We start from the raw sequence: 21,611 nt of genomic DNA on the forward strand, positions 1-21,611 counted from the left end.
TGATCCGCGTCGCTCCCGCCTCGACAGGTGTCAAGTTTCGGTCAGCTCGGTGCGATACCCCGCAGGTACGCGGCCTGCCCCAGGTGCTGGGCGCAGTCATCGATGACGCTGACCAGCCGCACACCGGCCGTCACCGGCGGATCCCAGTGGGTGTCGACGACGCGCGCCAACTCCTGGGCGGTCACCCCGTCGAGGTAGCCCAGGGTCAGCTCGTGAACGGCGTGGTAGTAGCCCCCCAGCAGCTGTGCCGGGGCGCGGACCTTGGCGACGTCGGCCGCGCTGTGGCCGTACCCAATGTCGTCGCGCGGCAGGTCCAGCCCAAACCGGTCCACCCAGCCGTCGCGGGTCCACACCTGCTCGACGCCGGCGACCTGAGCAACCTGGATGTCTTGGCACCGGGCGCTGTGCCAGAGCAGCCAGGCGATGCTGTTGGCTTCCGCAGTGGGCCGATAGGTGGCCACCTCCTCGGTGAGCCCTGCGGTCAGCTCGTCGCAGTGTTCGATCAATCGCATGAAAGCGTCCCGGAGCAGATCCTGTAGCGCGGCGTCGCTCATGGGCACGTCCCGGACACCGTCGGATTCATCTTCAATTCCCTCCGAAAAACCATTTACCAGCGCAGTAGCGCAGCAATACCCACGGCATCACGTAGCCGCCCGTCAGCTGCCCCCTGGGTGGGGCTGATCCGGGCGCCGGTCTTCAATGCCCGCTCGACCAGCCGCTCCGTCAGCCGGGAGTCCGCTGCGCCCGGCTGGCCGTCCGGGCCGACCTCGTCGCCACCGTAGAGCGCCCCGTTCGCGCCCACCCGCCCTGTGTAGCGGACCTCCGGGTCGTATATCAGGTGTGCGACTCGACCGGCATTCAACGCCGCAGCCACCTCCGACAACCCTAAGGCCGCCCCGTGACCGGACCCGGCACCGTCGCAAACACTCTCCAGCAGTTGCCTTTCACGCTCGGCGTGCTGCTCATGAGCCCAATCGGTCACAGCGGCCTGTAGTGCTGGGCCGTCGAGCCCGCTGAGGACCCGAGCGTCGGCGAATATTCGGTCGCGAAGCGCTTGCGGAAACTTCGCGACGGTCGGCTCAGTCCAGCGGTCCCCGCCGCCGACCAGGATTCGCTCCCAGCCACGCTCGGCGGCCAGCCCAGCAGCCACCGTCGTCACCTGATCCAAAAACCGGTGCGCCCGATCGTGCTCGCGAGATTGGCGCTGTTCTCGCACCGGCGTGTGGAACTGCCCCCGCGGGCCACCACCGATGTGGCCGGCACGCTCGTGCGGCGCCTCAACATATTGCTGCTCGATTCGGCTCAGCATCTGAAGCGACCCGACTCGCCACTCGAGCAGTCGAGCCTCCTCGGCTGAAACCAGGACCACACCTGCCGGCCGTCCTTCATCGAGCAACTCAAGCAGCGGGTGGATGAACGGGTGGTCGTCCAACACCACCCGGGTGGCTATCGGCAGCGCGCACTGCAGTTGCAGAACCCGGTCATCTTCCAGCCCGGCGAATAGGATTCGGCTTCGACCAGAGGCCCCCGGGTCGGCCAGCTCCGCTACCCGAGGCCAAAGTCTTTCCAGCGCCGCGGCGGTCTCATCGCTGTGGTCAGAATCCGCGGTAATCCGGCGCTGCAATTCCCGGAAGCGGCTTTTCAGATCGATAGCGGCGGCCGCCAGATTCGAATCCCCGCTCGGATCCGCGTTCAGGCTCACCGAGAGCACGCCGAGTTTGTCGGTTCGCTGGAATAGTTCCCAGATTCCGTCCAAGTCAAGCCGCTCCATGGCGACCATCGGTCCGCCCCTCCGATCCCCTTGCAGGTTCTTGGGTTGCGCTCCAATCACCCACTATAGCCACGCACCGGGACGGCAAGATGAGCCTGCGCCAACTGGTTGCGGCCCGCGCAGGCTGCGCTCGGACCGGCGGCGCTACGCCCGGTGACAGACCGCCTCAACGTTGTTGCCATCCGGATCACGCACGAACGCGCCGAAGTAGTCCGGGTGGTATTCCGGCCAGAGCCGCGGCGCGTGCAAAGACGCGGCGCCCAGTTGCACGGCGGTGTCGTAGAACCGCCGCACCTGCTCGTGGTCGGCAGCGCTGAACGCGACATGAATCTCGCGGTTGGGCCCCGATGCGTCGCCCACGCCGGCGTCAGCGATCCAGAATGTGGGCTTGCCGTCTCGCCCGTACCCGATGGCGGGTCCGACATCCAATTGGCGGGTGTAGCCCAGCACAGAGAGCACCGCGTCGTAGAACTTCTGCGATCTGGCGTAGTCGGTGCAGTTGATACCCAAGTGGTCGATCACGGAATACATCCTGGCATGTGATACCGACACAGTCGTAGATTGTTCAGATGAGCTCCGACCTCGTGGTCCGCAACGGCACGATCGTCGACGGGCTGGGTGGCCAAGCGTACGTCGGGGATGTTGCGGTGCGCGATGGTCTGATAGTCGAGGTCGGGGCGGTAACCGGCGACGCGCGGCACGTGATGGATGCGACCGGGCTGCTGGTCACACCCGGTTTCGTCGACCTGCACACGCACTACGACGGGCAGTCGATCTGGTCGGATCGGCTCAATCCCTCCTCGGCACACGGGGTGACGACCGCACTGATGGGCAATTGCGGGGTGGGCTTCGCGCCGTGCCGGGCCTCCGACCATGAGGTGCTGGTCGACCTGATGGCCGGCGTCGAGGACATCCCCGGTGTGGTGATGACCGACGGCCTGCCGTGGACGTGGGAGACGTTCCCGCAGTTCATGGATGCCGTCGACTCGCGGCAACGGGACATCGACGTCGCGGCATTCCTGCCGCATTCGCCGCTGCGGGTCTATGTGATGGGACAACGCGGTGTCGACCGCGAGCCGGCCACGCCGGCGGATCTGGCACGGATGCGCGAGCTGGCCCAGGAGGCCGCCAAAGCTGGGGCGCTGGGTTTTTCATCGTCTCGGCTGACCACCCATCGCACCAGGACCGGTTCCCAGATCCCCAGCTACGACGCCGCCTACACCGAGATCCTCGAGATCGGCCGCGGCATCGCCGACGGTGGCGGAGGGCTGATCCAGTTCGTCCCAGACCTCCCCGATGGCGCGTATCAGCCTGTGCTGCAGCAGGTTTTCGATGCGGCCACCGACGCTGGTCTGCCGGTCACGTTCACCTTGTTGATCGGCAACGCCGGCGAGCCACTCTGGCGGGACGCGATCACCATGGTGGAGAAGGCGAACAGCGCCGGTGCCGCGATCACCGCACAGGTGTTCCCGCGACCGGTCGGGCTCATGGTCGGGCTGGACCTGAGCATCAACCCGTTCGTGCTGTACCCGAGCTACCGGGAGATCGCCGGCCTGCCGCTGGCGGAGCGGGTCGCAGAAATGCGTAAACCGGAGGTGCGGGAGCGGATTCTGGCCGATCAACCCAGCATTGTCCCGACCAACCCGATCGCCTACCTCTCCCAGTCCTGGGACTGGACATACCCGCTCGGCGATGACGCCGACTACGAGCCGGATGCGTCGCAGAGCATCGCGGCAAGGGCCCGGGCGCGCGGCGCCTCACCGGTCGAGGAAGCATATGACCGGCTGCTCGACGACGACGGGCACGCGATCCTGCTGGACGCGCTGGCCAACTTCCAGGACAACTCGCTGGACACGGTCGGTGCTCTGATACGTCGCGACGACGTGGTCCTGGGCTTGGGAGACGGCGGTGCCCACTACGGAATGATATGCGACTCAAGCTTTCCCACCTATGTGCTGACTCATTGGGCACGTGATCGCGCGTCCGGCAGGCTCAGCGTCGAAGCGGCGATCCGCGAGCTGACGTCCGTACCCGCCCGAGTCGCCGGACTGAACGATCGGGGCCGTATCGCAGTCGGTTACAAGGCGGACCTCAACGTCATCGATCACGAGCAGCTGCGCCTGCACAAGCCGGTGGTCACCTATGACCTGCCGGCCGGTGGGCGCCGGCTCGACCAGACCGCCGACGGCTACGTGGCGACGATCGTCTCCGGTGAGATCATCACCGAGAACGGCAAACCCACGGCGGCTCGGCCCGGCAAGCTGGTGCGCGGCCGTCAGCCCGCGCCGGCCTGAGTTTGCACCGCGTACCGTTAGCCGTTGTGACCGAGCCTCCAGAGCCCAAATACACCCACGGCCATCATGAGTCGGTGTTACGCGCCCACCGTGCCCGCACGGCGCAGAACTCCGCGGCCTATCTGTTGGGATCGCTGACGCCGGGCTTGCAGTTGCTGGATGTCGGCTGCGGCCCAGGAACCATCACCGCGGATCTGGCCGGCATCGTCGCACCGGGCCGGGTGACCGCCATCGAGCCGGTACCAGAGGCACTGGATCTGGCGCGTGCCTGCGCGCATGAGCGCGGGCAGGACAACATCGACTTCGTGGTGGCCGACGTGCACGCATTGCAGTTCCCCGACAACAGCTTTGACGTGGTGCATGCCCATCAGGTGCTGCAGCACGTCGCCGACCCGGTGACCGCGTTGACCGAGATGCGCCGGGTATGCAGGCCCGGCGGCGTGGTGGCCGTCCGCGACAGTGATTATGCGGCGTTCACCTGGTACCCGCCGTCGGCGGAGTTGGACGACTGGCTACGGCTCTACCGCGAGGCCGCGCGGGCCAACGGCGGCGAGCCCGACGCAGGCCGGCATCTGCTGGCCTGGGCGCACGCGGCCGGATTCTCCGACGTCACCCCGACTACGAGCGCGTCGTGTTTCGCCACCCCCGCCGACCGGGAGCACTGGGGCGGCATGTGGGCCGACCGGATCCTGCAATCCGCCATCGCCGAGCAACTGCTGGGCAGTGGCGCTGCCGATCGGTCCAAGTTGCAGGCGATTTCGCAGGCGTGGCGGGGCTGGGCCGATCACCCGGACGGCTGGTTGGCGCTGCTGCACAGCCAGATTCTGTGCCGGGTGTGACGGACTCAGAGCATCCGCTGTTGCGGGGTGGACTTGGCCACCAACGCCGGGTCGGAGGTGACGGCCTCACCCAGCACCTCGTCGATTCGCGCCATCAGCTCGGCGGGGATCCGCACCCCGGACGCCTTCACGTTCTCGGTCACCTGTTCTGGGCGTGATGCTCCGACCAGAGCGGCGGCGACGTTGTCGTTCTGCAGCACCCAGGCGATCGCCAACTGCGCCGTCGTGAGCTCCAACTCGTCGGCGAGCGGGCGCAGTTGCTGCACCCGGGTCAGCACCTCGTCGGTCATGAACCGTTTGACGAAGTTCGCCCCGCCCTTCTCGTCGGTGGCGCGCGAGCCTGCCGGCGGCGGCTGACCCGGCAGGTACTTCCCGGACAGCACCCCTTGGGCCATCGGTGACCAGACGATCTGGCTCAGGCCCAGTTCCCGGCAGACCGGAACCACCTCCGGCTCGATGATCCGCCACAGCATCGAGTACTGCGGCTGGCTGGAGATCAGCGAAATCCCGAGCTGGCGGGCCAGTCCGTGGGCTTGGCGGATCTGGTCGGGGGTCCACTCACTGACGCCGATGTAGAGCGCCTTGCCTGCCCGGACGATGTCGGCGAACGCCTGCATGGTCTCCTCCAGCGGGGTGCAGGAGTCATAGCGGTGTGCTTGATACAGGTCGACGTAGTCGGTGCCCAGCCGGCGCAGCGACCCGTCGATGGCCTCCATCATGTGTTTACGGGACAGGCCCATGTCGTTCTTGCCCAACGGGGCCGGCCCGATCGGCCAGTAGACCTTGGTGAAGATCTCCAGCGATTCGCGCCGAAGGCCCGCCAACGCGGCGCCGAGCACTTCCTCGGCGCGCCCGTTGGCATACACATCGGCGGTGTCGAACGTGGTGATGCCGGCGTCCAGCGCGGCATGTACACACTCGGTGGCGACGTCGTTCTCGACCTGTGAGCCGTGGGTGAGCCAGTTGCCGTAGGTGATCTCGGAGATCTGCAGGCCCGAGTTGCCCAGGTAGCGAAATTCCATAAGGCCATCTTGGCGGAGATCACGCCGGATGTCTGCTGCGGAGTTCACTATCCTTGAATTCATGGCCAAGCCCGTCGACCTCGCCCGCCTGGCCGAGCTGTTGCCCGGCTACCGCTTCGCCTACCTGGTCACCGTCGGCGACGACTACCGCGTACGCACCACCGCGATCACCCCGGCCTTCGACGGCGCCCGGGTGGATATCGGTCCCGTCGGCAACCACGGCAGGGAAAACCTGTCTGCCCGCGACGCGGTCACCCTGGTCTGGCCCGCACGCGAGGTCGATGAGTACTCGCTGATCGTCGACGGGCAAGCCGAGCTTCCCGACGACCCGGCAGGCCCGGTGCTGGTGACACCGACCAAGGCCCTGCTGCACCGGCCGGTGTTGGAGGCGGACAGCCGCCGGGCTGTCGGCACCGTCCACGACTGCGTGCAGCTCAAGGCGGACTAGGCTTGAAATTCATGACCTCCAACGTGGACTTCACGCGGCTCGCCGAGAAGCTGGTGGGCTACGACTACGCCTACCTGATCACCGTCGACGCCGAGAACCGGCCGCACCCGGTGCCGGTGATGCCGGTGCTGCAGGGCGATACCGTGCACATCGGCGCGCTCGGCGGCCGGCGCAGCCGGGCGAACCTGACCCGCAGCCGCGACGTCACGGTGATGTGGCCGCCGCCGGCTCCGGGCGGCTACACCGTGATCGTCGACGGCACCGCCGAGGTTTCCGATGCCGGCGAGCTGGCCAGTCTGGACATCACCGCCAGCCGCGCGGTGCTGATCCGGGTCGCCACCCCGGCGTCCCCCGGTGAAACCCCTTGCTACAGCGACTGTGTGGACTTGAAGGTCACTGCGCAGGGAGCGTGAGCGGCCGACCGGCCACCATCAGCACTACCTGATCGGATTCGGCGGCGATCCGCGCGTTGAGCACACCCAGCAGGTCGCGGAACAGCCGTCCGGACGGGGTGGGCGGCACCACTCCGCTGCCGACTTCGTTGCTCACCGTCACGGCGCGCACCGGACACACTCGCCAGGCCGCCACCAGTTCGTCGATATCGGCATGCACGCCCTCCAGTGAGCCACCGTCCCAGACCCGGTGCAGGTCCATCCGGGCTGTCAGCCAGGTGCCCAAACAGTCCAGCAGCAAAGGGTTTTCGGCGGCCCGCAGTTCGGCGGCGACGTCAGTGGTCTCGACGGTGCGCCAGGAGACAGGACGGCGCGCCCGGTGCAGCTGCACCCGTTCGGCCCATTCCGGATCACCTTCGCGCACACCGCCGGTGGCAAGGTAGGTCACCGCAGGCTCAGTGCCCAGCAGCGCCTCGGCGTGCGCGGATTTCCCGGACCGCGCCCCGCCCAACACCAGAGTGCGTGTCGGTGTACCTGCTGTACCCACTCGCACCACCTCACCGTCGCGTCCCGGTCGAGCACCCGAATCCGACAGTACCGCTGTCAGTTCCGGCTCGATCGGATTGTGATGGCTCAGGTGCACGGCGACGACGTCGGTGGTGTCGATTACGGCGCCCGAGTTTCGCAACTCGGCCAGGGTGGCCGCGAATGCGGGCAGGTCATGATGTTCGGTGCCGTGCCCGGTGTGGTTGCCGAACGTCTCCTCCAGAAACACCGCATCGAAGGCTGCGTCGGCAATCGCGGCCTTCGTCTCGTCGGGCAGCGGTCCAGTGTCGGTGGCCCAGAAGATCCGGGCACCAACAGTTTCCAGGTCGTAGAGCACCGCGTCTGCGCCGATGTCGGCTCCGTGCGCGGCGGCCAGCACCCGTACCCGGTAGTCGCCCAGCCGCACGTCATCTCCGGGCAGCACCTCGACGAATCGCACCGGGTCCTCCGGTCCCACCCAATGCCGGCACTGATCCAGCGCGCTCGGCGGCCCGACCACATCCAGCGGCTCGGTGGCCCCGGTCCAGTGCCGCATCAGCAGCGCCGCCGGCCCGACGTGGTCGGGGTGGCCGTGGGTGAACAAGATGTGTTTGACGCCGGCCAGCGACCGTCCGTGCCGCATCGCCGACCGCGGCGCCTCCGGCCCGCAGTCCAGCAGCAGCACCTCGTCGACCAGCGCGGCGGTCTGGGCGCGGACCTCCCCGGCGTCGGCCGCCCAGCGGCAGGACGCGCACCGGCAGAACGGATTCGGCCACCCGTCGGCGCTGCCGGTACCCAGCAAGAGGATCTCCACGCCCCTATCCTCGCTGACTCTGCGCCTACCAGACACTCCACTCGGACTTTTGCCTGGTGTGCGCAGAGTGAACCGTTACGGGGCGAGGCCGGACGTCAGGTCGAGCGCGCTGTACAGGCCGGAGTCGGCCAGGTCGGCCAGCGGCGATGGCGTGGCAAAGTCGGCGGCATCGGCCGGGGCGAACCACGACGCGAACAGCGATAGGTTGATATTGCCGAAGATCGTCTGGAGGTAGTCCTGTGCAGGGCCGCCGGCCGGGTCGTAGTACAGGTTCTCTACGGGAAACAAGCCGTATGTCAACGCGTGCTCATCGAAGACGTCTCCGGCCTTGTCCACGAACTCGACGTCGGTCGGCGACGCGACGTATTCGGTCCCGGTCAGCGTCAGAGCGTCCGGGCCGCTGCCGACGGTGAACATTGCGGGAACCGCCCACACCAGCGCGGAATCTGGGGTCTCCATCGGCGTGACCGATGTTGTCATCGGTCCTCCGACCCAGTGGTCGCTGCCGTTCAGCAGCTCCAGCGCCTGGGTGATGCGCCCGCCGCCGCTGTCGGCGAACACGATGTTGCGGCCCACGGTCGCTGCGTCACCAAGCTGGGTGAGGTCCGACACCGCCCACGGCGGTGCCGACGACAGGTCGATGTTGCCGAACGGCGTCTTCATCACGTCCACGACGGAACCGTCGCCAGCGGGTTGGTAGTACAGGTTCGTCAAGCCCTGGAACAGTTGATTCTGCTCGAAGATCGCCCCATCTGTGGCGACGAACTCATCGGTGAACCCGCCGCCCGACTGCGCGATGTAGTCGGTCCCGGTCAGCACCGTACCGGTGCCGGACGTGAAACTGGCGGGCAGTTCCCACGCCGGGGACCACCCTTCCTGGGTCAGAGTCGGCAACTGCGCTAGCAGCTGGGCGTTGCCCACGTCGTAGTCCGGCGTCCAGGTTTCTCCAGTGGCGTTGGCCACCGCCGAGCTCGCGAACGCCGCCGCGACGGCTCCCCCGACAACGATCCCCCATGCGATGTGCTTCATCGATTCCTCTCAGTGAAGATGCGGCCTCGCAGGGTAGTTCTTTTTCACAAGGAGCACCCAGATTTATTTGCTGGGGGATCGCTGTCAACCCACACGCAGCAACGAAGAAGCCCGGCCCCCCAATGGGGAGCCGGGCTCTTTCGTGCAACCAGACTTAGAAGTCCATGCCGCCCATGCCACCGGTCGGGTCGCCCGCGGGTGCGGACGCCTTCTCCGGCTTGTCGGCGACAACGGCCTCGGTGGTCAGGAACAGTGCCGCGATGGACGCCGCGTTCTGCAGCGCCGAACGGGTGACCTTGACGGGGTCGGCAACGCCGGCCTTCAGCAGGTCCTCGTACACGTTGGTCGCAGCGTTGAGGCCGTGCCCCGCAGGCAGGTTCATCACCTTCTCCGCGACGACGCCCGGCTCCAGGCCACCGTTGAAGGCGATCTGCTTGAGCGGGGCCGACAGTGCCACCCGGACGATGTTCGCGCCCGTGGCCTCGTCACCCTCGAGCTTGAGCTCGTCCAGAGACGGGGCCGCCTGCAGCAGAGCCACGCCGCCACCGGCAACGATGCCCTCTTCGACGGCTGCCTTGGCGTTGCGCACGGCATCTTCGATGCGGTGCTTGCGCTCCTTGAGCTCCACCTCGGTGGCAGCCCCGGCCTTGATCACCGCAACACCGCCGGCCAGCTTGGCCAAGCGCTCCTGCAGCTTCTCGCGGTCGTAGTCGGAGTCGCTGTTCTCGATCTCCGCGCGGATCTGCGACACCCGGCCGGCGATGGCCTCCGAGTCACCAGCGCCCTCGACGATGGTGGTCTCGTCCTTGGTGACGACGATCTTGCGGGCCTTGCCCAGCAGCTCGATATCGGCGGTCTCCAGCGACAGACCGACCTCTTCGCTGATGACCTGGCCACCGGTGAGGATCGCCATGTCCTGCAGCATCGCCTTGCGACGGTCACCGAAGCCCGGGGCCTTGACGGCAACAGACTTGAAGGTGCCACGGATCTTGTTGACCACCAGGGTGGAAAGGGCTTCGCCCTCGACGTCCTCGGCGATGATCAGCAGCGGCTTGCCACCCTGGATGACCTTCTCCAGCAGCGGCAGCAGGTCCTTGACCGTCGACACCTTGGAGCTGACCAGCAGGATGTAGGGGTCCTCCAGGACCGCTTCCTGACGGTCGGCGTCGGTGACGAAGTAGCCCGAGATGTAGCCCTTGTCGAAGCGCATACCCTCGGTGAGCTCCAGGCTCAGACCGAAAGTGTTGGACTCCTCGACGGTGATGACACCCTCGTTGCCGACCTTGTCCATCGCCTCGGCGATCAGGTCGCCGATGGACTGGTCACCGGCGGAGATGCCCGCGGTGGCCGCGATCTGCTCTTTGGTCTCGATCGCCTTAGCGTCCTTCAGCAGGGTCTCGGAGACCTTCTCGACGGCCTTCTCGATGCCGCGCTTCAAGCCGAGCGGGTTGGCGCCGGCGGCCACGTTGCGCAGGCCTTCCTTGACCAGCGCCTGGGCCAGCACGGTGGCGGTGGTGGTGCCGTCACCGGCGACGTCGTCGGTCTTCTTGGCGACCTCTTTGACCAGCTCGGCGCCGATCTTCTCGTAGGGGTCCTCCAGCTCGATCTCCTTGGCGATGGACACACCATCGTTGGTGATCGTGGGAGCGCCCCACTTCTTCTCCAGGACGACGTTGCGGCCCTTGGGGCCCAGCGTCACCTTGACCGCGTCGGCGAGGGCGTTGAGGCCCCGCTCGAGGCCGCGACGAGCCTCTTCGTCATACGCAATTATCTTGGCCATTGCGAAGTGATTCCTCCGGTTAGGGGGTGCACGTCTTGTCGGCCGGAGGCAGTGCCCGCGACGGACGGCTGTGGGTGTGCTCCGCAGATGCGGCCCCGTACCTCACTGTCCCGACCTAGCACTCACCGGTCGCGAGTGCCAACGTCATTCTTAGCACTCGCCCATGGAGAGTGCAAGGTCGCCCGGGCCACGGCGAGGTCTCATCGCGGCGCGCGCAAACCGTCCACGACTACGTCGGTCGCCCGTTCGGCCAATTCGGCGTTGTAGGACTGCATCGCCTGACATCCGACCAGGATCGCCTTCACTTCACGCACCCCGACGTCCTGGCGCGCCGTGCCCGCCCCCTGGGCAGCGCGCAGCAACTCGCCGAGCACGGTCAGGAACGCGTCCTCGGCCTCGGGTGCGGCCTGCTCGATGTCGATGCCGAGTCCGGCCAGCGCCTCGACCAGACCCCGATCCTTCGCGCCCCACTGCAGAACAATCGAGCGCAGGAAGGTGAACAGCGCTGTCCCCGGATCGTCGGACTCCAACCGCGCATACCCGTCGTCGACGAGGCGCTGCATCCGGTCTTTGACGACGGCTTGAAACAGTGCCTCCTTGGCCGGGAAGTGACGATAGATCGTCCCGGCTCCGACTCCGGCGCGCCTGGCAATCTCATCGATCGGCACTGACAGGCCTTCGGCCGCAAAGGTTTCGTAGGCGACTTCCAGCACACGCTCGCGGTTGCGTGCCGCGTCGGCGCGCAGCGTCCGTGTGGGTTGAGCCACCTGAATCACCTATCGGTTGACAAAGCGGGGCGTACGTTCCATATAGTTGGTCGAACCGGAGCGCTCGCCCCGTTTACCTTACAGCTCAGGAGCATCCCGTGGCCAAGTGGACAACCGCCGACATCCCCGACCAGACCGGTCGGGTCGCCGTCATCACCGGAGCCAACACCGGCCTCGGCTTCGAGACCGCCGCCGCACTCGCCGAGCGGGGCGCCCAGGTGGTACTGGCCGTGCGCAACCTCGAGAAGGGTAAGGAGGCCCAGGCGCTCATCAGTGGGCGCAGCCCCGGTGCCGACGTGGCGCTGCAGGAGCTGGACTTGTCCTCGCTGGAATCCATCCGCACCGCCGCCGAGCAGTTGCGCTCCGATCACGACCACATCGACCTGCTGATCAACAACGCCGGCGTGATGTACCCGCCCAAGTCGACCACCAAGGATGGGTTCGAGTTGCAGTTCGGCACCAACCACCTGGGCCACTTCGCCTTCACCGGCCTGCTGCTGGACCGGCTGCTACCGGTCGCCGGCTCACGGGTCGTGACCGTCAGCAGCCTCGGCCATCGCCTCCGCGCCGACATCCACCTCGATGACCTGCAGTGGCAGCGCCGGTACAGCCGAGTCGAGGCCTACGGGCAGTCCAAGCTCGCCAACCTGCTGTTCACCTACGAGCTGCAGCGACGGCTCGCTTCGCACGGAACGACGATCGCGGTGGCCGCCCACCCCGGCGGCTCGAACACCGAGCTGATGCGCCACCTGCCTCGATGGGCGGCGGTCGCCTACCCGCTGATCGCACCGCTGTTCCAGGACGCGGCCATGGGTGCCCTGCCGACGCTGCGTGCTGCCGGCGACCCGCAGGCGCTCGGCGGACAGTACTTCGGACCAGATGGTTTAACCCAAGGGCGGGGCTACCCCAAGGTGGTGGGGTCCAGCCGCAAATCGCATGACGTCGAGCGCCAGCGCCGGCTCTGGACCGTCTCCGAGGAGCTGACCGGGGTGGTCTATCCCGTCTGACCCGGCTCACCCCAGGTCGAGGAGTTGCTCGTAGAACCCGCCGAAGCCGCGGGCCCGGTTGACCAGGTGCACCTCGAGGATCCAGTGGCAGACCCGGCCGGTGCGGTCGGTCCGGCGCATCAGCTGATCCGAACCAGCTGTGATGTAGAACCGGGCGTCGTCGCCGGAGATCTTCTTGTGCGGGAACTCGCCCAGCAGGTGTCCGGCGATCGGCGCGCCGAACTCGAAGCCCGCCGCGCGCGCCAATCCCACGACGTGGTCGTAGAGCTGCGCCCCGGTGATGTCGGCATGGGCGTCGAAGAATGCCCGCCCGGCCTGCCACACCCCCGGCAGCGCGTCGCGCAGCGCGAGCTTGTCCGGGTCTGCATCAGCACCGCCGAGCACGAAGGTGCGGCCGAAGTCGGCCTCCCACTCTTCGAAGATCGGTCCCAGGTCGAGGTAGGCGATGTCGTCGTCGGCCATGAGGCGATCGGGCGGGTCGGCGTGGAACGGCAGGAGAGTGTTCTCCCCGGCGCGCACGACCCGGCGATGCCAGTGCCGCGTCACCCCGAACCGCTCGGCGGCCAGGTCGGCGATCTCATCGGAGAGCTGCCGCTCACCCACGCCGGGGCGGACCATCCCGCGGCGCTCGATCTCGTCGAAGAGTGCAGCCGCTTTGGTCTGCGCGTCGAGTAGCCGCTCGATGCGGACGGTTTCCGGCTCGCCCGGGGTGGACACGCCAGCGATGGTATCCGCTTGCCCTAGACTGCCTCTCGATCAGATAGGAGACCGGGTGCGGGCTGACGCAGCGCCCAGCACCCGGGCTTTACGGGGCTGGCAACGCCGGGCTCTGGTGCGGTATCTGACGGCCAAGCCGCGAGATTTCCTGATGGTGGCCACCCCCGGCGCCGGCAAGACGGCCTTCGCGCTGCGCATCGTCGCCGAGTTGCTGGCCGACCGCACCGTCGAGCGCATCACCATCGTCGTGCCCACCGAACACCTGAAGGTGCAGTGGGCGACGGCCGCCGCCGAGCACGGCATCGCGCTGGATCCGCGGTTCAGTAACTCCGCCGCGCAGACCAGCTCGGAGTACCACGGCGTCGTCGTCACCTATGCCCAGGTCGGCAGCCACCCCACCCGGCACCGGGTGCGTACCGAGGCCGCGAAAACGCTGGTCATCTTCGACGAGATCCACCACGGCGGCGATGCCAAGACCTGGGGGGATGGCATTCGCGAGGCGTTCTCCGACGCCACCCGCCGGCTGTCGCTGACCGGAACCCCGTTCCGCAGCGACGACAGTCCCATCCCGTTCGTCAACTACGAGCCCGACGGCAGTGGTGCGCTGCGATCGGTGGCCGACGACAGCTACGGCTACACCGAGGCGCTGGCCGACGGGGTGGTGCGCCCGGTGGTCTTCATGGCCTACTCCGGCGAGGCCCGCTGGCGCGACAGTGCGGGCGAGGAGTACTCGGCCCGGCTCGGCGAACCGCTCACCGCCGAGCACACCGCGCGGGCCTGGCGCACCGCCCTGGATCCGGCCGGCGAGTGGATGCCGGCGGTGATCGCCGCCGCCGACACCCGGCTGCAGCAGAAGCGGCAGCATGTGCCCGACGCCGGCGGGATGGTGATCGCCTCGGATCAGAAGACCGCGCGCGCCTATGCCAAGCTGCTGACCACGCTCACCGGCGAGGCCCCCACCGTGGTGCTCTCCGACGATCCCGCCGCATCGGACAAGATCGCGCAGTTCTCCGCGGCCACCAGTCGCTGGCTGGTGGCAGTGCGAATGGTCTCCGAAGGCGTCGACGTGCCGCGGCTGGCGGTCGGCGTCTACGCCACCAGCGCGTCCACCCCGCTGTTCTTCGCACAGGCGATCGGCCGATTCGTGCGGTCGCGTCAGCCGGGCGAGACCGCCAGCATCTTTCTGCCCTCGGTGCCGTCGCTGCTGCAGTTGGCCAGCGAGCTGGAGGCGCAACGCAACCACGTACTCGGCAAGCCACACCGGGAGTCCTTCGGTGATCTGGACGAGCTCGCCGAGCGGCGACGCAGCGAGCCGTCCGAGCTGGAGAACACCTTCGAGTCCCTTGGGGCCGACGCCGAACTGGACCAGGTGATCTTCGACGGCGCCTCGTTCGGCACCGCCACCCCGGCCGGCAGCGAGGAAGAGGCCGATTACCTGGGCATCCCCGGGCTGCTCGATGCCAGCCAGATGCGAGATCTGTTGCGGCGCAGGCAGGAAGAGCAACTGGACCGTCGTTCGAAGGCTGCCGGCGCGGCCGGCGTTTCTGTGCCGGTGACGACGCACGGGCAGTTGCGGGAGTTACGCCACGAGCTCAACGCGCTGGTGTCGGCGGCGCATCATCGGCTCGGCAAGCCGCACGGCTGGATCCACAACGAGCTGCGCCGGATCTGTGGCGGCCCGCCGGTGGCGGCGGCGACGTCGGATCAGCTGCGGGCGCGGATCGTTGCCATCCGGCAGTTGTAGGCCAGCGCCGAGCAGTCCCCCGCAAGCGGGAGGTGCCCCCAGCAAATGTCCCCCAAATCGGGTGATTTGGGGGACATTTGCGTCTACTCGCCGTGCAGGGCGACGAGCGGATCAGGGCTGACCGGCAGTACCGCCTTGACCGACGGTGCCGTCGGTGCCAGTGGTGCCAGCGGTGCCGTCCGCACCGGCGATTCCATCGATGACGGTGTTGCCCTGACTGACCACACCGGCAGCGCCGCCGGCACCGCCATCACCGCCCGCCGCGCCGGTCCCGGCCGTGCCGGCCGTGCCGCCCGCACCCGCGGTGCCCGCGCCGTCTGCGCCGTGCCCGGCGTTGCCGCCGTTCCCGCCGTTGCCGCCGCTACCGCCGTCACCGCCGTCACCGCCGTTCCCGGCGTCACCGCCGTCACCGCCGGTGCTCACGTTTCCGTTGCTGACAAGGCCGCCGTCACCGCCGTTACCCCCGGCGCCGCCGACGTCGCCGTCCGCGCCGTCACCGCCGGTACCGCCGACGCCGCCGTCGCCGCCGACACCACTCACGGTGCCGCCGGCGCCGCCCGCTCCACCGGCACCACCGTTACTGCCGCTGGTTCCAGTGACGCCGTCACCACCATCACCGCCGTTACCGCCGACACCGCCGGTGGCGTCGCCGGTGCCGTCGGTGTCGCCGTAGCCGCCGGTGCCACCGTTGCCCCCGGCCGCCCCGGTGCCGCCGGTGCCACCGTTGCCGCCCGCACCACCGGTACCGGTGCCAAGGCCGACGTCTCCGTAGCCACCGTCACCGCCGTTGCCGCCGGCTCCGCCGGCCCCGCCGTCACCGCCGACACCGCCCGCACCGCCAGTGCCGTCGATTGCCGCATCACTGCCGCTCACGACCCCGCCCATGCCGCCGTCACCGCCGGACGCACCGAGACCGCCCGCGCCGCCGTCACCCCCCACGCCGCCGGTGGAGTCCTCGACGGGCCCGCCGAACCCTTCGCCGAGCCCGCCGGTACCGCCGGCCTGCCCGGGTGACGTTCCGGCGTCACCGTTGCCGCCGGCGACGCCGGTGCCGCCGCCGCCGTCTGTGAAGGGCTGGTCGGTGCCGTCGGCGGCCGCCGGCGGAATGTTCTGCGCGGGCGGGTTGCCGCCGGCGCCATCCACGCCGGCGCCACCGGCGCCGCCGTTGCCGCCGTTGCCGATCGCCCCGGCCGCCCCGCCGGCGCCGCCCGCGCCGCCGTCCTGGGCGATGTCACCGTTAGGGGTGGTCACCACTTGGCCGTCGGCGCCGGCGCCGCCGTTGCCGCCGTTGCCGACCCCGGTGGCCGCAGTACCGGCGGTGCCGCTGGCGGCGGTGGTGGCGCCGTCCCCGCTGAGCCCGCCGGTGCCGGCGCCGCCGGCGGTACCCGCGTCTCCGGCGTTGCCACCGTTTCCACCGCTGCCGGCAATGGTTCCGGTTCCGCCCGCAGCGCCGGCTCCGCCGTCACCGCCGTCACCGGCATTGCCGGCAGCTCCGCCATTGCCGCCGACACCGCCTGCACCTACGGCACCGTCGGTGTACCCGTCGGCCTGCGCCACACCACCGGCACCGCCGGCGCCACCGTTGGCGCCGACACCGCCGTTACCGCCGCTGCCACCGTCGGTGCCGTCACCGCCATTGCCGCCATTGCCGGCTTCCGCGTCGGCACCGTTGGTGCCCTCAACGCCGTCACCGCCACCGCCGCCGTTACCGCCTGCACCCCCGGCGCCGCCGTTGCCGGCGTTACCGGCGTTGGTTCCGCCGGCACCACCGGCGCCACCGCTACCACCGATACCGCCATCGGAGCCGTTGCCGCCGTTGATGCTGTCGACGGTGCCCGCGGTACCTGCGGAGCCGTTGGCGCCGTTGCCACCGACGCCGCCGTTACCACCGTTGCCGTAGGCGCCGCCGTCACCACCGGCGCCACCGTTACCGCCGACGGCACCGGCCAACGCGTTGGCATCGGCGGCCGCGTCATAGCCGTCGCCGCCATTGCCGCCGTTGCCGCCACCGCCGAGCACACCGTCAACACCGTTGTTGCTGCCGCCGATGCCGCCCTTGCCGCCGGTACCCGGGGCCGCACCGTTGCCGCCCGCACCACCGTTGAGGTTCGCCGCAGTACCGGTCGCACCCGCACCACCGCTGCCGGCCACACCACCGGTGCCGCCGTTGCCGCCGATACCCACGATCGACGACCCCGCACCGCCGTTACCGCCGTTACCGCCGTTGGTGCCATCACCACCATTGCCGCTGCCACCGTTGGCGAACGTCCCGGCCGCACCGGTGTAGCCCGCACCACCGACACCACCGTCGCCGCCGTTACCCCAGGCGCCCATCCCGAAGAAGTCCTGAGCCTGACCCGAAGACCCACCATTGCCACCGTTACCCGCGGCCAGGATCGCCGTGGCAGCACCGCCGGCGCCACCATCGCCACCATTGCCCCACATCTCCCCGCCATGGCCACCGTCACCGCCATCAGCTCCCAGCCCGCCGACACCACCGTCGCCACCATTGCCGATACCGCCGACATGCCCACCGTTACCACCAGCCACCCCGGCCTCAGTCGAGGACCAGCCATCCCCGCCATCGCCGAACCACACGCCGCCGTTGCCACCGTCGGGATCTGCCTCGGTGCCATCGATACCGTTACAGATCACCCCGCAGAAACCCACGGTCAACGGGGCGAACATCTGGTTGATCACCCCGTCGACCTGCTGGCCGAAGTCAGAGTTGATCCAGACCTGCAAGTTCTCGTGCAACGGCGCGTAGAAGTAGGTGTCCCACATCTGAGCAAACTCGGCCCCAGACGCGTCCGCCGAACCCGAAAGATCCCCGGTCGGCGCAGCAAACAAGCTGTCGAAATCACCCGACAGGTTGCCCCATGCACTCGGGTCGAACAGGTCGGTGAACAAGTCCTCGAAATCGGCATTGGCCGTCGGCGCCGACGCCAACGGCGCCATCCCGAACGCCAGAAACGCGCCGACGGACGCGGCGGCACCCACCGCGCGATCCCGCCTACGCGCCCCCACCCGGCCATTCCGCTCATCCCGCCACCGACTGCCCATTTCTGGTCCCCTCACGGTAAGTGAACTTCAGCTGGCTCTCAGCAACGCAGCATAAACACACTTACGCGCAGCGCGGTGTCAATTTGCCGAATCGGGTTCAAAATTGATCGACGGCCGGCTACCTGCTGCCTCCTCTTGAACCACTGCCACGCCAAATCCACGCGCATAGAGCATTGTTGAGGCACTTCGGGCCGCATGGCGCTACTTACCGCGCAATGGGAGCTTGAAACACAAGCGCTCGCACACAAGGCTTGGCAAAAATTGACGTGGAAAAAGATTTACGAGAAAATTCTCAGCTTCCACTAATGCAGATATTCGTCCGCAAAGGGAGTGCGGCGGCAGCAGCGGCCACAGAAATCGCAGAGTTATCGCGGTTATCGCGCCCAGACGCTGTCGGCCACCCACGGCGACGCCTGCGCGGCCACCGACCATGCCCACTCCTGCGGCACGTCGATCACCCGGTAGGCCTTGACCCCGGCGGCGGTGGCCGCGATCAGGGTGGCCACCCCGGCGCGGCGCTGAAACCAACTCTGGTGCACCGTCCAGCCGATGATTCCGGCAGTGGCGATGCAATAACGGCGTTGCTCCCAACTGCCGGTGCGCGCCGACAGCCAGTGCGGGTCGACGCGATGCCCCAGGGAACGCACCCGGTCGGCGGCCAGCAGCGCCGCCCCCACCGTCAGTGCCGCCCACACCGCCCAGTACCCCACCGGAACACCGTCGACCATCGTCGCAACAGCGAGCCCCGCACCAACAACCAGCGGCAGCATCATCGCCCGGGTCCACCGCCGGCGGGCCGCCGCCGGCCCGTGTCTGCGCAGCGGCCCGGTGACCACGACGGGGTCGGCGACCAGCCCGGTCAGCACCTGCTCGGCGGTGGCCCGCGGGCACGGCGGCAGCAGGATCGAGGATTCGCCCGCGCCGGTGACACCGGTCATCGCCGCGTCCAGTCGGGCGCCACCGAACAGCCGCACCAGCAGCGGCCGCCGTAGCGTTCCGCCGCGCAGCCGGCGCATGTCGTAGCTGTGTTGCCGCACCCGCAGCAACCCGTGGCTCAACTCCAGCACGTCTCCGCCCGTCCCGAAACGGCGGGACAGCACCAGGTTCCCGTAGGTCAGCGTCGAGCGCAGCACCGCCAGCAGGATCGCCGCCACCAGCACCAGTCCCGCGATCACCGCCGTGGTCTGCTGCGCCCCGAACCGCTCCGCGGCCTCGCGCCAGGACCGGCTCAGCGGCGAATCCTCCAGCGCCGCCCAGACCCCGCTCTGGTACAGCACGCCCACCGCAGCGCTGATCGTCACCAGCCCGGACAAACTCAGCGCGCTATAGCGCAACCACGACGGTCGCCACCGCGCCAGTACCGTCGCGGGGTCAGCAGCCGATCCGGCTGCGGATCGATCCGGCTGACCGGTGTGCGCCAGGAGGGCCGCCCGGAGCTCCGGCACCTGGCTGATCTCGACTGCGTCCAGCTCGAACACCGTGTCGCCGGCGGCCTGCTGGCCGGTACTGACCCGCAGCACCGTCAACCCCAGCAGCCGGTGCAGCAGTCTGGCATCGGTCTCCACCGAGCGAATCCGGTTGCGCGGCACCGAAAGAACCCTGCGGCGCAGCAAGCCCGAGCGCAGCTGCACCCGCCCGGCCTCGGGGTCCGGTTCGATGCGGTAGGTGGTGGTGAACCAACGCGTCACGCCCACCACGGCGATCACCCACACCACCGCGATCACCCACACCGAATTGTCGGTGGCCGAACCGAATACGACCACCGCGACCAGCAGCGGTAACTCCCGCAGTGCCTCGTGCAGTGGATGCACCAGCAGCATCCGCGGGCTCAGCCGCTGCCAGGCCGGTTCGGTCGAAGGCGTGCTCACGTGGCGTCCTCGGAGCCCAGTGCGGCGATGTCGGTCAATTGCGCCACCACCCGGTCGGCGACCGGAGCATCCAGCGCCACGATGTGCACCGCGCCCGCCGACGACGCGGTGGTCACTCGAACGTTGGCCAGCCCGAGCAGCCGATCCAGCGGCCCACGGTAGGTGTCGACGGTCTGGATCCGGGAGATCGGCGCGATCCGGCGTTCCTGCACCAGCCAGCCGGTGCGGGTGTAGACCGCCTGCTCGCTGATGTCCCACCGGTGCACGCGGTAGCGCCACACCGGTGCGATGACCGCCGACACCAGCAGGCCCAGCGCGGTGAGCGCCAAAGCGCCGACGTGCAGCCACTCCAACCGCTGATCGGCGACCGCCCATCCCAGTTGCAGCACGGCCAGCACCAGCCAGGGCACCGACCCGGTCAGGGCCCACACCAACGGCGCGCGGGAGCTGGGCGGGTTGGTGGGGTCGACCATGGTGGTCTCCCCGGGACGGTTTGCGTTGGGCGCCATGCAACAGAGAATGACCTAGCGCGTGGGGCGCTGTCATCTGAAGGTGCAGAACCCGCGAACGTCGGTATCGTTTCCGCCATGAGCAGCCGGGACAAATGGACCGCGGAGGACGCACCCGATCAAACCGGGCGCGTCGCGGTAATCACCGGTTCCAACACCGGAATCGGCTATCACACCGCCGCGGCGCTCGCGGGGCGCGGCGCCCTGGTAGTGCTGGCGGTTCGCGACCTCGACAAGGGCCACGCGGCAGCCGAGCGGATCAACAGGGACTGCCCGCAGGCGGCCGTCGAGGTGCGGCAGCTCGATCTGAGTTCGCTGGCGTCAGTCCGCGAAGCCGCCGAGGCCCTGGGCGCCGCCCACCCCCGAATCGACCTGCTGATCAACAACGCCGGTGTCATGTACACCCCCAAACAGACCACCGTCGACGGGTTCGAGCTGCAGTTCGGCACCAACCATCTGGGGCATTTCGCGCTGACCGGTCTACTACTGCCCCGGATGATGCGGGTGAAGGGTTCCCGCGTGGTGACTGTGAGCAGCATGGCGCACCGGATCATGGCGGCGATCCACTTCGACGACCTGCAGTGGGAGAACGGCTACAACCGGATCGCCGCCTACGGGCAGTCCAAGCTGGCCAATCTGATGTTCACCTACGAGTTGCAGCGCCGGCTGGCCGCCAAACGCAAATCGACCATCGCCGTCGCCGCGCACCCGGGCACCGCAAACACCGAACTGACCCGCTACCTGCCGCCGTTCCTGCGTCCGGCCGACCGATTGCTGCTGCCGCTGGTGGTCCAGAGCGCGGCGATGGGCGCACTGCCGACGCTGCGTGCAGCCACCGACACCGAGGTGACCGGCGGGCAGTACTACGGCCCGGCCGGCATCGGTGAGCAGCGCGGCTACCCCAAACTGGTCGACGCCAGTAAGCAGGCACACGATGTCGCGCTGCAGCAGCGGCTGTGGGAGGTCTCGCAGGAGCTGACCGGGGTCAGCTTTCCGGTCTAGTCCGCCCGGCTCAATGGCGG

19 protein-coding genes are annotated in these 21,611 nt (G+C 68.6%); 7 read left to right on the forward strand and 12 right to left on the reverse strand.

The window, feature by feature from the left end; all coding sequences use genetic code 11:
* Positions 1-41: 41 nt before the first annotated feature.
* The 3 genes from ACZYY4_RS08025 to ACZYY4_RS08035 form a co-directional block, all read right to left on the reverse strand.
* Complete coding sequence (locus ACZYY4_RS08025) at positions 42-560, reverse strand: mycothiol transferase (protein ID WP_463809228.1); 519 nt, start codon at positions 558-560, stop codon at positions 42-44.
* Between the two features lie 47 nt (positions 561-607).
* Entirely contained in the window at positions 608-1,780 is a 1,173-nt protein-coding gene (locus ACZYY4_RS08030; protein WP_463809230.1) for an MSMEG_1130 family ribosome hibernation factor, read from the reverse strand.
* 135 nt (positions 1,781-1,915) lie between these two features.
* Positions 1,916-2,293 (reverse strand): VOC family protein, encoded by a 378-nt coding sequence (locus tag ACZYY4_RS08035; RefSeq protein ID WP_463809649.1) that lies wholly within the window; start codon positions 2,291-2,293, stop codon positions 1,916-1,918.
* A 47-nt stretch (positions 2,294-2,340) separates the two neighbouring features.
* Between ACZYY4_RS08035 and ACZYY4_RS08040 the strand changes: the two genes are divergently transcribed.
* Entirely contained in the window at positions 2,341-4,065 is a 1,725-nt protein-coding gene (locus tag ACZYY4_RS08040; protein ID WP_463809232.1) for an N-acyl-D-amino-acid deacylase family protein, read from the forward strand.
* Between the two features lie 26 nt (positions 4,066-4,091).
* Positions 4,092-4,904, forward strand: coding sequence for a class I SAM-dependent methyltransferase (locus ACZYY4_RS08045; protein ID WP_463809234.1), 813 nt, complete (start codon positions 4,092-4,094; stop codon positions 4,902-4,904).
* Between the two features lie 5 nt (positions 4,905-4,909).
* Here the strand turns inward: ACZYY4_RS08045 and ACZYY4_RS08050 are convergent, their stop codons facing one another.
* Positions 4,910-5,926, reverse strand: coding sequence for an aldo/keto reductase family protein (locus ACZYY4_RS08050; RefSeq protein WP_463809236.1), 1,017 nt, complete (start codon positions 5,924-5,926; stop codon positions 4,910-4,912).
* A 61-nt stretch (positions 5,927-5,987) separates the two neighbouring features.
* Between ACZYY4_RS08050 and ACZYY4_RS08055 the strand changes: the two genes are divergently transcribed.
* Both ACZYY4_RS08055 and ACZYY4_RS08060 read left to right on the forward strand, forming a co-directional pair.
* Complete coding sequence (locus ACZYY4_RS08055) at positions 5,988-6,374, forward strand: hypothetical protein (protein WP_463809238.1); 387 nt, start codon at positions 5,988-5,990, stop codon at positions 6,372-6,374.
* A gap of 11 nt (positions 6,375-6,385) precedes the next feature.
* Positions 6,386-6,787, forward strand: a complete 402-nt coding sequence (locus tag ACZYY4_RS08060) for a pyridoxamine 5'-phosphate oxidase family protein (RefSeq protein ID WP_463809240.1) — start codon at positions 6,386-6,388, stop codon at positions 6,785-6,787.
* On the opposite strand, the gene ACZYY4_RS08065 is transcribed toward ACZYY4_RS08060, so the two are convergent.
* From ACZYY4_RS08065 to ACZYY4_RS08080, 4 genes are all read right to left on the reverse strand, one after another.
* Positions 6,768-8,105 (reverse strand): bifunctional adenosylcobinamide kinase/adenosylcobinamide-phosphate guanylyltransferase, encoded by a 1,338-nt coding sequence (locus ACZYY4_RS08065; protein WP_463809242.1) that lies wholly within the window; start codon positions 8,103-8,105, stop codon positions 6,768-6,770. The two genes, ACZYY4_RS08060 and ACZYY4_RS08065, sit on opposite strands and share 20 nt — an antisense overlap.
* 75 nt (positions 8,106-8,180) lie before the next feature.
* Complete coding sequence (locus tag ACZYY4_RS08070) at positions 8,181-9,134, reverse strand: hypothetical protein (protein ID WP_463809244.1); 954 nt, start codon at positions 9,132-9,134, stop codon at positions 8,181-8,183.
* Positions 9,135-9,288: 154 nt separating this feature from the next.
* Complete coding sequence (groL, locus tag ACZYY4_RS08075; RefSeq protein WP_463809246.1) at positions 9,289-10,914, reverse strand: chaperonin GroEL; 1,626 nt, start codon at positions 10,912-10,914, stop codon at positions 9,289-9,291.
* A 200-nt stretch (positions 10,915-11,114) separates the two neighbouring features.
* Complete coding sequence (locus ACZYY4_RS08080) at positions 11,115-11,681, reverse strand: TetR/AcrR family transcriptional regulator (RefSeq protein ID WP_463809248.1); 567 nt, start codon at positions 11,679-11,681, stop codon at positions 11,115-11,117.
* Between the two features lie 98 nt (positions 11,682-11,779).
* Between ACZYY4_RS08080 and ACZYY4_RS08085 the strand changes: the two genes are divergently transcribed.
* A complete protein-coding gene (locus tag ACZYY4_RS08085) occupies positions 11,780-12,688 on the forward strand; it encodes an SDR family NAD(P)-dependent oxidoreductase (RefSeq protein WP_463809250.1) in 909 nt (302 codons plus the stop codon).
* Positions 12,689-12,694: 6 nt separating this feature from the next.
* Here the strand turns inward: ACZYY4_RS08085 and ACZYY4_RS08090 are convergent, their stop codons facing one another.
* Positions 12,695-13,405: a M24 family metallopeptidase gene (locus tag ACZYY4_RS08090; protein WP_463809252.1), complete on the reverse strand. Its 711-nt coding sequence runs from the start codon at positions 13,403-13,405 to the stop codon at positions 12,695-12,697.
* Between the two features lie 55 nt (positions 13,406-13,460).
* Between ACZYY4_RS08090 and ACZYY4_RS08095 the strand changes: the two genes are divergently transcribed.
* Positions 13,461-15,149, forward strand: a complete 1,689-nt coding sequence (locus ACZYY4_RS08095; RefSeq protein WP_463809254.1) for a DEAD/DEAH box helicase — start codon at positions 13,461-13,463, stop codon at positions 15,147-15,149.
* Positions 15,150-15,260: 111 nt separating this feature from the next.
* Here the strand turns inward: ACZYY4_RS08095 and ACZYY4_RS08100 are convergent, their stop codons facing one another.
* From ACZYY4_RS08100 to ACZYY4_RS08110, 3 genes are all read right to left on the reverse strand, one after another.
* On the reverse strand, positions 15,261-18,149 hold the full coding sequence (locus tag ACZYY4_RS08100) for a PGRS repeat-containing protein (protein ID WP_463809256.1): 2,889 nt from the start codon (positions 18,147-18,149) through the stop codon (positions 15,261-15,263).
* Between the two features lie 437 nt (positions 18,150-18,586).
* Positions 18,587-20,032: a PH domain-containing protein gene (locus ACZYY4_RS08105; protein WP_463809651.1), complete on the reverse strand. Its 1,446-nt coding sequence runs from the start codon at positions 20,030-20,032 to the stop codon at positions 18,587-18,589.
* Positions 20,033-20,076: 44 nt separating this feature from the next.
* A complete protein-coding gene (locus tag ACZYY4_RS08110) occupies positions 20,077-20,553 on the reverse strand; it encodes a PH domain-containing protein (protein ID WP_463809653.1) in 477 nt (158 codons plus the stop codon).
* 114 nt (positions 20,554-20,667) lie between these two features.
* Between ACZYY4_RS08110 and ACZYY4_RS08115 the strand changes: the two genes are divergently transcribed.
* Positions 20,668-21,591 (forward strand): SDR family NAD(P)-dependent oxidoreductase, encoded by a 924-nt coding sequence (locus tag ACZYY4_RS08115; RefSeq protein WP_463809258.1) that lies wholly within the window; start codon positions 20,668-20,670, stop codon positions 21,589-21,591.
* Positions 21,592-21,611 lie beyond the last annotated feature (20 nt).

The sequence above is a fragment of the Mycobacterium sp. IDUB_21 genome, assembly GCF_055419425.1.